Source organism: Salibaculum sp. (assembly GCF_035270045.1).
In the GTDB taxonomy this organism is placed as follows: Bacteria; Pseudomonadota; Alphaproteobacteria; order Rhodobacterales; family Rhodobacteraceae; genus Salibaculum.
The window spans coordinates 1-13,248 of the sequence record NZ_DATFIP010000007.1 but is presented as its reverse complement, the minus strand read 5'-3'; the positions used below and the strand labels follow the sequence as shown (position 1 = coordinate 13,248).

Annotated in this window: 12 protein-coding genes and 1 tRNA gene; 6 read left to right on the top strand and 7 right to left on the bottom strand. The window is 65.7% G+C overall.

The window, feature by feature from the left end:
* Positions 1–86 precede the first annotated feature (86 nt).
* From tig to VJ897_RS01405, 3 genes are all read right to left on the bottom strand, one after another.
* On the bottom strand, positions 87–1,421 hold the full coding sequence (tig, locus tag VJ897_RS01415; protein WP_324052670.1) for a trigger factor: 1,335 nt from the start codon (positions 1,419–1,421) through the stop codon (positions 87–89).
* 129 nt (positions 1,422–1,550) lie between these two features.
* Positions 1,551–1,635, bottom strand: a tRNA-Leu gene (locus VJ897_RS01410).
* Between the two features lie 68 nt (positions 1,636–1,703).
* Positions 1,704–2,759: a Hint domain-containing protein gene (locus VJ897_RS01405; protein WP_324052551.1), complete on the bottom strand. Its 1,056-nt coding sequence runs from the start codon at positions 2,757–2,759 to the stop codon at positions 1,704–1,706.
* Between the two features lie 201 nt (positions 2,760–2,960).
* Between VJ897_RS01405 and VJ897_RS01400 the strand changes: the two genes are divergently transcribed.
* Complete coding sequence (locus tag VJ897_RS01400) at positions 2,961–3,428, top strand: Hint domain-containing protein (RefSeq protein WP_324052549.1); 468 nt, start codon at positions 2,961–2,963, stop codon at positions 3,426–3,428.
* A gap of 24 nt (positions 3,429–3,452) precedes the next feature.
* Here the strand turns inward: VJ897_RS01400 and VJ897_RS01395 are convergent, their stop codons facing one another.
* On the bottom strand, positions 3,453–4,985 hold the full coding sequence (locus VJ897_RS01395; RefSeq protein ID WP_324052547.1) for an NAD(P)H-hydrate dehydratase: 1,533 nt from the start codon (positions 4,983–4,985) through the stop codon (positions 3,453–3,455).
* 178 nt (positions 4,986–5,163) lie between these two features.
* Here VJ897_RS01395 and VJ897_RS01390 point away from each other — a divergent pair, with 178 nt between their 5' ends.
* The 4 genes from VJ897_RS01390 (at position 5,164) to VJ897_RS01375 (ending at position 9,672) form a co-directional block, all read left to right on the top strand.
* The gene (locus VJ897_RS01390; RefSeq protein WP_324052545.1) at positions 5,164–5,502 is read left to right on the top strand and encodes a P-II family nitrogen regulator; all 339 of its coding nucleotides are present in this window, start codon (positions 5,164–5,166) and stop codon (positions 5,500–5,502) included.
* Positions 5,503–5,547: 45 nt separating this feature from the next.
* On the top strand, positions 5,548–6,954 hold the full coding sequence (glnA, locus tag VJ897_RS01385; RefSeq protein WP_324052543.1) for a type I glutamate--ammonia ligase: 1,407 nt from the start codon (positions 5,548–5,550) through the stop codon (positions 6,952–6,954).
* 258 nt (positions 6,955–7,212) lie between these two features.
* Positions 7,213–8,148 (top strand): hypothetical protein, encoded by a 936-nt coding sequence (locus VJ897_RS01380; protein WP_324052541.1) that lies wholly within the window; start codon positions 7,213–7,215, stop codon positions 8,146–8,148.
* Positions 8,149–8,460: 312 nt separating this feature from the next.
* Complete coding sequence (locus VJ897_RS01375) at positions 8,461–9,672, top strand: bifunctional alpha/beta hydrolase/OsmC family protein (RefSeq protein WP_324052538.1); 1,212 nt, start codon at positions 8,461–8,463, stop codon at positions 9,670–9,672.
* Positions 9,673–9,803: 131 nt separating this feature from the next.
* Here VJ897_RS01375 and VJ897_RS01370 read toward each other — a convergent pair whose 3' ends face one another.
* Together VJ897_RS01370 and VJ897_RS01365 are read right to left on the bottom strand one after the other, a co-directional pair.
* Positions 9,804–10,400 (bottom strand): biotin transporter BioY, encoded by a 597-nt coding sequence (locus VJ897_RS01370; RefSeq protein WP_324052536.1) that lies wholly within the window; start codon positions 10,398–10,400, stop codon positions 9,804–9,806.
* A gap of 127 nt (positions 10,401–10,527) precedes the next feature.
* Entirely contained in the window at positions 10,528–10,953 is a 426-nt protein-coding gene (locus VJ897_RS01365; protein WP_324052534.1) for a DUF6314 family protein, read from the bottom strand.
* Positions 10,954–11,037: 84 nt separating this feature from the next.
* On the opposite strand from VJ897_RS01365, the gene purB reads away from it, so the two are divergent.
* On the top strand, positions 11,038–12,345 hold the full coding sequence (purB, locus tag VJ897_RS01360) for an adenylosuccinate lyase (protein WP_324052532.1): 1,308 nt from the start codon (positions 11,038–11,040) through the stop codon (positions 12,343–12,345).
* 57 nt (positions 12,346–12,402) lie between these two features.
* Here purB and VJ897_RS01355 read toward each other — a convergent pair whose 3' ends face one another.
* Positions 12,403–13,080, bottom strand: coding sequence for an acyl-homoserine-lactone synthase (locus VJ897_RS01355; protein ID WP_324052530.1), 678 nt, complete (start codon positions 13,078–13,080; stop codon positions 12,403–12,405).
* Positions 13,081–13,248: the final 168 nt, after the last annotated feature.

The window sequence follows — 13,248 nt, the reverse complement described above, 5'->3', positions numbered from 1 at the left end:
GCCGGAAACGCGGGCAAGACACGCCGAATGCAAAAAGGGCCGCCCGACGACGGCGGCCCTTCCGAACAACAGCCTCGCGCCGTTGCCTATTCGTCTTCCAACGCCTCGACGGACTTTTGCAGGTCGTCCTTGGTGACCTCCTTCTCGGTCACGTCGGCCTTGTCGAGAATCAGATCGACGACCTTGTCCTCGAACAGGGGCGCGCGGATCTGCTGCTGCATCTGCTGGTTCTGCTGCACGAACTCGAAGAACTGGCGTTCCTGGCCCGGATACTGGCGGGCCTGTTCCATCACCGCCTGGGTGAATTCGCTGTCGGAGACCTGGACCTCCTCCACCTGGCCGACCTCGGCCAGGTAGAGACCCAGCTTGACCCGGCGGCCGGCCAAGGCCTTGTGCTCTTCTGTGGGCTCGATCTCGGGGTGGTCGTGGCCTTCGACCTCCGGATGTTCCTCGTGCCAGAGTTGATGGGCGATCTGCTTGGCCTCGGTCTCGACCAGGCCTTCGGGAAGCTCGAAATCGACCGCCTTGTCCAGCTCATCCAGCAGGGCGCGCTTGGCCACGGCCCGCGCGGCGGTGCCGAATTCGTTTTCAAGCCGTTCGCGGATCTGGCCCTTGAGCGCGTCCAGGTCCTCGGCGCCGTACTGTGTGGCCAACTCGTCGTTGATCTCGGCCTTGGCCGGAGCCTTGACCGCCTTGATGGTGCAGTCGAACGTCGCCGCCTTGCCGGCCAGGTGCTCGGCGCCGTAATCCTCGGGGAAAGTGACCTCGACGGTCTTTTCCTCGCCGGCCTTCACGCCGACCACCTGCTCCTCGAAACCGGGGATGAACTGGCCCGAGCCCAGCACCAGCGCGAAATCCTCGGCCGAGCCGCCCTCGAAGGCCTCGCCGTCGACCTTGCCCACGAAGTCAAAGACCACCTGGTCGCCGTCCTTGGCCTTGGACCCCTTCTTGCGGTCCTCGAAATTCTGGGCGCTCTCGGCCAGGTTCTCCAGGGCCTCGGTCACGTCGCTCTCGGCGGGCTTGACCACCATGCGCTCGAGCTTGATCTGGCCGAAGTCGACCTCGGGCACCTCGGGCAGGCGCTCGTAGGTCATCTTGACCTTGACGTCCTGACCTTCTTTCCAGCTCTCGCCATCCACCATCTCGACGGCGGGTTGCGCGGCGGGCTTGTCGCCGGTGTCCTCGAAGTGCTGCGACATCGCACCGTCCACGGCCTCTTGCATGGCCTCGCCCAGCAGGCGCTGGCCGAACTGCTTTTTCAGCAGCGGCAGCGGCACCTTGCCCTTGCGGAACCCCTTCATCTCGACGTCCGGCTGGGCCTCGACCAGCTTGTCGGTGACTTTCTGGTCCAATTCGTCGGCGGTAACGGTGATTTCGTAGCCGCGCTTGAGACCTTCGTTGAGCGTTTCGGTGACCTGCATGTCGTCCTTATCCATAGCATGGGGGCCGCGGAGGCGTCCGCGGCGGTCAAAATCAGGGGCCTTCTAGGGGTCGGCGCGGGATGGCGCAAGCCGATTCAGGGCCGCGGTGACGGCACGCCCGGGTCCCGATGGTGCGGGTGGAGGGACTCGAACCCCCACGCCTCGCGGCGCTTGGACCTAAACCAAGTGCGTCTACCAATTCCGCCACACCCGCACATCGCCCACCGGACAGGGCGTCGCTCGCATAGCAAAGCCGGACCCGGGACGCGAGCGTAAAATCGTTCAGGCCATCACCAGCGCCGCCTCGGTGCGGCGCAGCATCCGGCGCGCGGCATCAAAGGGAGCGCGGTCCAGCAGATCCTGGCCGGGGAACAGGGCCTGCAACTCCTCACGCGCGGCACGGTCCATGTGGCGCAGCACCACCGGGCCGGGATTGAAGCTCTCGCTGGGCAGCCCCTCGGAGATCAGCACCTCGTGGGCGGCGCATTGCAGGTGAATGTAGGTGAGTTCGCACACCTGCGCGCTGCGCAGCACCGTGTGGTCGTTGACCAGGTGGGCCGCGGCCGCCAACACCTCGGATTCACCGAACAGCATCTCGGCGCGCCAGCCATCAACGAGGATCCGGTGCTGGGGCGAAACCTGCAAGTCGCGCGCCGGACGGCCGTGGCCAAGGGCATGGGCCCGGATCAGGACGGGGCGCAACTGCGGGTGCAACGCGAGCCTCAGGCTGGAGACATGCGTCCGCCCCACCCAGATCAACTGCTGCGGCCCGCTGTCCACCGTCAGAACCATGTCGCCCGCGGTCAGGCTCTCGACCGGGCGCGGGCCGTCCGGTGTCTCGATGAGGGTGCCTGTCGTGAAGCAGGGCACCGCCAGGTCGTCCACCTGGACCGCGGGCTGACCCAAGGACCCCGGACCCTCGCGCGCATCGGTCACGTTCAGCGCCACGCCGACAGGCGGCAGGACATCGACGAAGACCAGCCCCTCGACCGTGGCGTAGGCGGGCGAGGAATTGTCGAAGTTCAGCGCGATGGCCTCGTACTCGATGCCGGTATCAGGGTCCTCGAGGGTGAGCTGGTATTCGAATTCGACCGTGGAGTTCTTGTCGTAACTCTGGCCGTCGAAGTCCTGATCCTTGTGCAACCTCTGCTGGCCGTCGTTATCATCGACGGTCCAGTCGTTGTCCTTGACCGTCAGTTCCTCGTAACTCGCGGAATTGAGGGTGATGGTCAGCCCGACAAGATGCGACCCGTCCCCTTGGGTGACGCCATCGAGTTGTCCGCCACCGGAAACGGTGACGGAGGTCTCGCCCAACGCCCAGAAATCGTACTTTGCCATTGCCTCGCAGGCGCCGCTTCAACCGACGCATCTTTATTCGACGCCACCTTAGCAGAGTCTTCACCGCAACACTGCTAGGAAAAACCGGGGCGGTAAGGGGCTGTGGCCGCCCGGACACATCGAAAGGACATGACAGCACCGTGGTTTTGACACAATCTGCCGAAAAAAATCGAGGCAACGACAGCAGGAGCGAGAAACGCCATGCAGCAGGACCTGAGAGACAAGACCGCCGATCCGATCGCGCAGACCACGACCTTTGCGGGATTGACCGCTGGTACCATTGTACTGACGCTGCAGGGTGAAGCCCTGGTCGAGGACCTCGTCCCGGGCTGCAAGGTAATCACCCGTGACACCGGTGTCGCCGTGCTCAAGGAACTCCGGCGTCAGGACGCCACCCTTGCCCCGGTCGAAATCAAGGCCGGGTCGCTGGGGCACACCCGCCCCGGCAAGACCATGCTGCTTGGCGCTGAAACGCGGCTGCATGTGCGCGACTGGCGCGCCAAGGCGCTCTTCGGAACCGAGGTGGCGACGGTCAAGGCCCATCGCCTGCTGGACGGTGAATTCGTTCGTCAGCTGGCGCCGCGCCGCCTGACGCTGTGGGAACCGGTCTTCGATGACTGCCATATCCTCTATGCCGACGGCCTCGAGGTCGCCTCGGCCGCGGATTGACCCGGCGGGGCGTTGTTCCCCGGACTACAAGGTCCGCAGAACCCCGGGCAGGCGCTCCGGAATATCCTCGGCGATCAGGCCCGGCCCGAAGGACAGCGCGCATTTGCTGTGCAGCCAGGCCGCAGTCTCGGCAGCCCGGTGCGGGGCGAGTCCGCGCGCCAGCAGCCCCGTGACGAGCCCCGCCAGAACATCGCCGGACCCGGCCGTGGCCAGCCATGGCACCGCCCGGTCATATGCGCTGGAATTGATGGCACAGGCGCCGCCGGGGCTGGCAATCACCGTGTCCGGCCCCTTGAACAGAACCGTGCAGCCCGCACGACGCGCCGCCTCGCGGGTGGCGTCGACCTTGCCATAGGCCGGGCCACTGGTCGCCGGGGCGTCCAGTTTCCTGGCGATTTCGGGGAACAGGCGCGCGAATTCACCGCCGTGGGGCGTCAGGACGCAGGTGTCGTGCAAAAGGTCCAGAAGCGCGGCATCGCCCGAGATCAGCGTCAGCGCATCCGCATCAAGCACCGTGGGACGGTTGCACCGCAAGGCGGCCGCCACCAGGGTTGCCCTGTCCGCGCTCACCCCCAGCGCCGGGCCGAGGCAAAGCGCGTTGATGCGGTCGTCCGCGAGGGTCTTTTCCAGGGCTGGCCCGTCCGCCACCCTTTCAAGCATGATCGCCGTCAGCTGCGCCGCGGCCTCCTGCAGGGCCGCGGGCGGCACCCCCAGCGTCACCAGCCCCGCCCCGATCCGCAGCGCCCCGCGGGCGGCCAGCCGCGCCGCGCCGGTCCGGCCGGGCCCGCCCGACAGGACCAGCGCGTGGCCATGGGCGTACTTGTGGTTCAAACCCGCCTTGGCCCCTGCCTCCCGCGCCGGATCAACCAAGGTGACAGCCCCCGCAGGATCGCCCGCCCCCCGTTTCCGGTCCTCCAACCCGATGGGCGCTACCACGATCCGCCCACAGTGCGCCGGGCCTTGCGCCAGATGGTGCCCGGGCTTGGCCCGATGGAATGCGACGCTCAGATCAACCGTGAAACAGCCGCCCAGGGGCCGCCCGCTGTCCGAACACAACCCCGAGGGCAGATCGACCGCGACCACCCGCGCGCCTTGCGCACGCATCCGCGCGGTCTCGGCCATCACCGGCACGAGAGGCCCGCCCAGGGGGCGCGCCAGCCCGGTGCCGAAAAGCGCATCCACCAGCAAGTCCGGCGCGGGCTGCCCCGCCATCGCGCCAGGCGCCGCCAGGTCGCGCACCACGCCGCCCCAGCGGTCATGGTTGGTCCGGGCGTCCGGCGGCAGCCGGTCCGGGCCGCCGAAAAACAGGACCTCGACCGCCCAGCCCCGCTCCGCAAGCAGACGCGCCACGACAAAGCCATCACCGCCGTTGTTGCCGGGCCCGCTCAGTACCATCGCTCGATGCGGCCCGCGCGCCAGCTCCGGCCATTGCGCGAACACGGCCGCAACCAGCCCTTGGCCTGCACGCTCCATCAGGTCCAGCCCGGTCACGGCCCCGGATTCCATGGCCGCCCCCTCTGTGGCGCGCATTTGTGCGGCGGTCAGCAGTTCGGTCACGTTCTCAGCACCCCGACGATTCAATTACGCACGCACACGCGGCGATCTGCCTAAAATTTAAGCAGCGTTTCCGGATTCGCTCCGGTCCAACAGCCCCGTGCAGCCTATCGGATTGAGGCAGCTTGCGGGAAGTGGTCTGACAACCCCGAAGCAGACCTTGGCAAGGGGAGTCGCGCCGATGAAGAAGATCGAGGCAATCATCAAACCGTTCAAGCTGGACGAGGTGAAAGAAGCCCTGCAAGAGGCCGGCATTCAGGGTCTGTCGGTGGTCGAGGTCAAGGGCTTCGGCCGGCAGAAGGGTCACACCGAGCTTTATCGCGGCGCCGAGTACGTCGTGGACTTCCTGCCCAAGGTCAAGATCGAGCTCGTGCTCGCCGACGACCAGGCAGAGGCGGCTGTCGAGGCCATCGTGGATGCGGCCAAGACCGACAAGATCGGCGACGGCAAGATCTTCGTTTCGCCTGTCGAACAGGCGATCCGCATTCGTACCGGGGAGACGGGCGAAGAGGCCCTCTGATCCGATCCACACCACCCAATCTGATAGCAGGGGAAGACTAGAGACATGAGCAAAGCTGACGTTCTCAAGACGATCAAGGACGAGGAAATCGAGTATGTCGATATCCGTTTCACCGACCCGCGCGGCAAGCTGCAGCACGTGACGCTGATCGCGGACGAGGTCGACGAGGACTTCCTGGAGGAAGGCTTCATGTTCGACGGCTCGTCCATCCAGGGGTGGAAGTCCATCGACCAGTCCGACATGAAGCTCATGCCCGACACCGACAGCGCCTACATGGACCCGTTCTATGCCGAGAAGACCCTGTGCATGCACTGTTCCATCGTCGAGCCGGACACCGGCGAGGGCTATGATCGCGACCCCCGCGGCACCGCCGAACGCGCCGAGGCCTTCCTGAAGTCCAGCGGCATCGGCGATACGGCCTTCTTCGGCCCCGAAGCGGAATTCTTCCTTTTCGACGACGTGCGCTATTCGGTCGCCATCAACAAGGTTTCCTACGAGATCGACGCGCTCGACGCCTCTTGGAATACCGACACCGAATACGAGATGGGCAACACCGGTCACCGCCCGGGCGTCAAGGGCGGCTATTTCCCGGTCAACCCGATCGACGACGGCCAGGATATCCGCTCCGAGATGCTCTCGACCATGAAGCGGCTGGGCATGAAGGTGGACAAGCACCACCACGAAGTGGCCTCCTGCCAGCACGAACTGGGGCTGATCTTCAGCTCGCTGACCAAGCAGGCCGACGAGCTTCAGAAATACAAGTACGTGATCCATAACGTGGCGCAGGCCTATGGCAAGTCGGCCACCTTCATGCCCAAGCCTGTCGCGGGTGACAACGGCACCGGCATGCACGTCAACATGTCGATCTGGAAGGACAACAAGCCGCTCTTCGCGGGCGACAAGTATGCCGACCTCAGCCAGGAAGCCCTGTGGTTCATCGGCGGTCTTCTCAAGCACGCCAAGACGCTGAACGCTTTCACCAATCCCTCGACCAACTCCTACAAGCGCCTGATCCCCGGCTTCGAAGCCCCGGTCCTGCGCGCCTACTCGGCCCGCAACCGCTCGGGCTGCATCCGCATTCCGTGGACCGAGAGCCCCAAGGCCAAGCGTGTCGAGGCCCGCTTCCCCGACCCCGCTGCAAATCCCTACCTTTGCTTCTCGGCCCTGCTGATGGCCGGCCTCGACGGCATCAAGAACAAGATCGACCCCGGCCCCTCCTCGGACAAGGACCTCTACGACCTGCCGCCCGAGGAACTGGCCGACATTCCCACGGTGTGTTCCAGCCTGCGCGAGGCGCTGGAAAGCCTGGAAGCCGATCACGAGTTCCTGCTGGCCGGCGATGTCTTCTCGAAAGAGCAGATCGAGGGCTACATGGAGCTGAAGTGGGAAGAGGTCTATGCCTACGAGCACACGCCTCACCCGGTCGAGTTCAAGCTCTACTACAGCTGCTGATCCGGCCTCGACCGGATCCTGCGAGGATCATGAAGGGGGCGCGCCAGGTTGGCGCGCCCCTTTGCCTTGGGTCAGTATTGTCGCCCGGCATGGCACAATAGCGTTTCCAGATCGGACACAATACTGGAATTCAGGCCATATTGGCGAAACTCACCCGTTCCGGATGTGCCATTTGCTCCCAATTTAACACAATTGCTTCCTATCGCGGACATTTTTGACAGCTTTGTTGACGGTGCACTTGTTGCAGGAGATCGAGCAATGACCCATGATGCAAGAAGTACGATTGCCGCGCTTTGTTTTGCGAAACCGACCAAGATCGACTTCCAGTCCCTCAAGCGGGAACTGGGCGTCGCCTTCACGGCCTCTCACGGGGCGACCCACCGCATCACCGCCGAGTATGACGATTTCGTCATCTACGATCTCGAGGGGGGCCGGGTCTGTCTCGGCTATGCGGATTTCACCGAGGACCTGTCCGATGCGCTGGGTGCGCCCGGTCTGCCGGCGGAGGGGCTCATCGTTTCCGTGGGCACCGGCCCAGCCACGCCCGCCAGCGGCCCGTTCTATTCCAACCGCGAGGACCTCTGCCGCGGCCTGGCACGGGAAATCGACCGCGCCGCACCGGCCGATCACCTGATGGTCTTCGACCGCGAGGAAATGATCACGGGCGACATCTATGACGAGCTTGTCGACATGGTCCGCCGCCTTGCCCGGCAGGACGCCGCGCAGAAAATGGGGCCCGAGGACGCGGACGAGGCCGAGCGCGTCTCGCCGATCCTGCCCGAACGGCCCGTGGCCTCTGGCAAGACCCACAGCCGTCCGCAACCGCCGCGCCCGCCGCGCCCGACCCACGCGGCGCAGGCCGCCGATCGTGCCGGGGCCGAGGCCGTGGCCCGGGCAGACGCGACGCAACGCGCAGAAGCCGCCGCCCTGCGCGAGGCGCTCCATGCCGCCGAGGACGAGGAAGCGGAACTGGAACGCAAGATGGCGCAGCGCCTGACGCGGCGCCTGGCCATCTACACGATGAACGGCAGTGCGATCATGCTGTCGGCCCCCCTGGGCATGGCCGCGCTGACATACTGCGTTCTTGGCCGAGAGGATGCCAGGATACCCGCGCGGGCCCTGGGCCTGGCCGGGGCGGCCATGGGCTTGATGCACGCGGGAGTGGGCACGCCCATTCTGTCCTACCTGGTCTGAGGCGGCGCCATCACCCGCATGACCGGCAAGGACCACGGCAGCGATCCGTGATCGCCGCCCCGCACCCATTCCACGGGGCGCGGGCCGTGATGAGCCGGCGAGGGATCGCGCCGTGCGGCTCCCCGCCGACGATGAGATGGTGATCGGGCCACCTGGGATGCGCCGCTTTCCCACCGGGTTAAGCCCGCCGGCGGGGGACAGCGCGCACTGGTGCGGGCCGGTCACCTTCCCGTCACCCCGGCGACACGGGCCTTGCGAAAGCACGCCGGGGCGATCACCTCTGGGTCATAACCGCTCAAACACAGGCCCGACATGCCAACCGAGAAATTCACCTTCGAGGGCCATTCCGGCCACGACCTCGCCGCCCGCCTGGACCTGCCCGACGGGCCGCACTTGGCAACTGCACTCTTTGCGCATTGCTTCACTTGCGGCAAGGACATCGCCGCCGCCCGCCGCATCGCCGCACGGCTGACCGGGCTCGGCATCGCGGTGCTGCGTTTCGATTTTACCGGGCTTGGCCATTCCGAAGGCGAATTCGCCAACACCGATTTCACCAGCAACGTTCAGGACCTGAAGGCCGCCTGCGACGCGCTCGGAGACCGCGGCATGTCGCCCTCGCTGCTGATCGGTCATTCGCTGGGCGGGTCGGCCGTGCTCAAGGCGGCCGCGCAAATGGACCAGATAAGGGCCGTCGCCACGATCGGCGCCCCCCGTGACCCCGCGCATGTCACCCAGAACTTCGGCGCCGCTGTCGAGACCATCCGCGAAGCGGGCACGGCCGAGGTCAGCCTGGCCGGGCGGCCCTTCCGCATCGGTCGCGACTTCCTCGAGGATGTGGCCGAGACGCGGCTTGCCGATGACATCGCCAGTCTCGGGGCCGCGCTTCTGGTGCTGCACGCCCCGCGTGACGAGGTCGTGAGCATCGACAACGCAGCCGAGATATTCACGTCCGCAAAACACCCCAAGAGCTTCGTCACCCTTGATGATGCCGACCACCTGCTCACCCGCGAGGCCGACGCGCACTATGCCGCCGACGTCATCGCCGCCTGGGCCGGGCGCTACCTCGACCTCAAGCGCCCCGCGCCGCCTCCCGGCGCACCCGAGGGCGTGGTGCGCGTTTCCGAGGCCTCCCCGAAGGGGCTTTTGCAGGACATCCAGTCCGGCCCGCACCACCTGCAGGCCGATGAACCCGAAAGCTACGGCGGCACCAACCGTGGCCTCTCTCCCTACGGGCTGCTGGCCTCGGCGTTGGGGGCCTGCACCTCGATGACGATCCGCATGTATGCCCGGCGCAAGGGCTGGCCGCTGGATCATGTCAAGGTGGACGTCACCCATGACAAGGTCCACGGGCAGGATGCCGGGACCGAGGGCAAGGCCAAGATCGACCGTTTCCACCGCGCCATCAGTTTGACGGGCGATCTCGACACCGAGCAGCGCCAGCGCCTGCTCCAGATCGCTGACAAGTGCCCGGTCCACCAGACGCTCGAACGCGCAAACGAGATCGTCACCGACCTGGCGGAGTGACCCGTCCTTCCACCTGTGCCGGCAAATTTCCCAGGCGCGCTCGATGGCCACCGCCCAGCATTTCGCCGCCAGAACGGCAAAGGGCGGACCGACAGGTCCGCCCTTCTCGTTTCAACATTCGGTGACGCGGATCAGCCGCGGGCGCGGCCCAGCAGGTTCCACAGCCCCGGCACCAGCAGCGCCGCCAGCACCAGCTTGAGCCCGTCCCCCACCAGGAAAGGCGTGATGCCCCATTCCAGCGTCTGCGCCCAGCCGTTCGCGAACTGGTGCAGCCAGAGCAGCCCGGGCACGTAAATCAGCGCGTTGCCGATCAGCATGGCAAGCGCCATCCAGGCGATGCTCCGATCCCAGCCGCGACGGGCGAAGTGGCCCAGCGCCGCGGCGGCCAGCGCATAGCCCACGAGATAACCGCCGGTGCCCCCCATCATGTAGGTCAGGCCGGCCTCTTGCCCTGCAAAGACCGAGGCGCCCAGCGCCCCCAGGGCGAGGTAGCCCAGGACGGTGATCAGTCCCAGCCGCGCGCCGTAGGCCGCCCCGATGGTCAGCACGCCGAAGGTCGTCATGGTGATCGGCACCGGGTTTCCCGGCAGGAAGACCTGAACCTTGGCAGAGGCCGCCAGCGCGGCGATGCCCAGCACCACCATCGCCGCCTGCTTGGCACGCAGGGCAGTGCCGTGCGTGGCGCCGAAGGTGTCGAACAGAACAATGTTGTTTTCGGTTGCAGCCATGTCCCGGCTCCTTTCAGGTTTGCTTTACCGGCCTGAATGCCTCAGTCCCCCCGGCGACGCAAGAAATTTGGCCGGTGAACCGGCAAATATGCAAAGCTTCTGCAAATCAAAATGTGGGTTTTGCAAATCATGGCAGCGGCATATGTTCCGTCCGGCTGACGTAGTCCTTGCGCGGTCCCCTGACCTGCCAGGTGGCCCGCCAGCGCGGCCAGCCACTGAAATCATAGTCCACCCGGTAATGATCGGCGCCGCAGGGGTGATCCGTGCCGTTTCCCCACCCCGCGGGCACGAAGCGGTGAAAGGGACGGCCATCTTCGAAAAAGACCGCGACGCCGGTGGTGTCAAAGCGCCAGAGGTATCGCCGCTCGGTCTGCATCGGTGCGTGCCCCGGCACGCGCAGGTGGCCGCTCTCCTGGTAGACCAGACCCGCCGCGTCGGGGGTGAACCGCACAACGCCCTCGGCCTGCAGCACCTGGCCCGCGCGCGCATCCTCGATCTCGCGCACGAACCGGAAGGCTTGCTGGAAATCCTCCGCGCTCAACCACTCCGCCATCTCGCCAGGCTCTCCCTTGCCCCTTCTGCGCCCCCCTTTTAAGAGGCGTGCAACCAATGCTCCAGTGATGAAAGGGTTCCGCCCATGATCCCCCGCTATGCCCGCCCCGAGATGACCCGGATATGGGAGCCCGCCACCAAGTTCCGCATCTGGTACGAGATCGAGGCCCATGCCTGCGACGCCCAGGCCGACCTCGGCGTTATCCCCCGCGAAAGTGCCGAAGCGATCTGGAAGGCCAGGGACGTGGAGTTCAACGTCGCCCGCATCGACGAGATCGAGGCCGTGACGAAGCACGATGTCATCGCCTTCCTCACCCACCTGGCCGAGATCATCGGCAACGAGGAGGCCCGCTTCGTCCACCAGGGCATGACCTCGTCCGACGTGCTGGACACCACGCTGAACGTGCAGTTGGTGCGCGCCGCCGACATCCTGCTGGACGACATGGACAAGCTCCTGGCCGCCTTGAAGAAGCGCGCTCATGAGCACAAGGACACGGTCCGCATCGGGCGCAGCCACGGCATCCATGCCGAGCCGACCACCATGGGCCTGACGTTCGCGCGCTTCTACGCCGAGATGGACCGTGGCCGCAAACGGCTCGAAGCGGCCCGCGCCGAGATCGCGACCGGGGCCATCTCGGGGGCCGTCGGCACCTTCGCCAATATCGACCCGGCGGTCGAGGAGCATGTCTGCGCCAAGATGGGCCTGCACCCCGAACCGATCAGCACCCAGGTGATCCCGCGCGACCGCCACGCCATGTTTTTCGCCACGCTCGGCGTCATCGCAAGCTCAATCGAGAACATCGCTACCGAGATCCGGCACATGCAGCGCACCGAGGTGCTGGAGGCCGAGGAGTTCTTCTCGAAGGGCCAGAAGGGCAGTTCGGCCATGCCGCACAAGCGCAACCCGGTGCTGACCGAGAACCTGACCGGGCTGGCCCGGTTGGTGCGCATGACCGTGACCCCGGCGATGGAAAATGTGGCACTGTGGCATGAACGCGACATTTCCCACAGCTCGGTCGAGCGGGGAATCGCCCCCGACGCCACCGTGACGCTGGATTTCGCCCTGAACCGACTCGCCGGCGTGATCGACAAGCTGGTGGTCTATCCCGACACCATGCTGGCCAACCTGCACAAGTTCCGCGGGCTGGTCATGTCGCAGCGCGTGCTGCTCGCGTTGACCCAGGCCGGGGTCAGCCGCGAGGACGCCTATGCCCTCGTCCAGCGCAACGCGATGAAGGTCTGGGAAGAGGACAAGGACTTCAAGACCGAGCTTCTGGCAGACGCGGATGTCACAGCCGTGCTGAGCGCCGCGGAGATCGAAGAGAAATTCGACCTTGGCTACCACACGAAGCACGTCGACACGATCTTTGCCCGGGTCTTCGGCACGACATGACCGCGGGGCCCGCGCCCCCCAGGCGCAGGCCCCTTCCGGTTGCAACCATCACGCGCGTCAGGCGGCCGGCGCGTGCAGGATCGACGGCCGAGCATGTTGACGCGAGGCTGCCGGAACACCGGACGGAACGCCGACCTGGCCCGCAGGCAGCGACATCTGCGCGGGCATCGACAGCACCGCGTAGCGCCGTCCGTCGCCCTCGTTCTTATAGGCTTGGCCGATCTTGCGGGCCGCAAAGCCAAGCTGGCGCAGCGCCCGTACCAGCGACAGTGGCGACAGCGAGATCATTTCGCGCGCGCCGGCCACCTCGGCCTCGTGCACAAGCCCGTTGACGATCAGCCAGAGGCAGTGGCTGCGATCGGCTTGGGTGCGCAATTCGTCCGAAACCACGAGCCGGGTGCATTCCCAGACGTCTCGCGATTTGACCAGGCTGGGCATGACATCGGCGGGGATGTCGTCCAGCTTGCTCTCGAAGGCATCGCGCAGCATGTAGGTATGCTGGCCCCACCGGGCGTCGGTGGGCATGGTCCGGGCCCCGCCGACCACCCGGCCTTCGTGCACCACCAGCGAGTAATGCGCGGTGGGGTTGTCGTACTGATCCATCTCCATGTCGTTGTCATGGGGAATGTCCCAGCCCAGTTCATCGACGAAGAAATGCTTTCTCAGCCTCAGAAAGCCGAAGAAGGCATCCCCGTGCTGATGCAGGTCCGACAAGCGAAACGTGATATTTTTCATGGTGACTCTCCTTTGTGGAGAGTCCATTTAGCCAGCTTGCCGGGTCACTGTTAACTATGGATTTTAAGCAGATAACGAAATTGCGGCAACGCCCGGAATGTTAACACGATATTAATAAAAACCTGTATTTATATGAGTCCGAACTCACTCGCCATGGCCGCAGCCTGG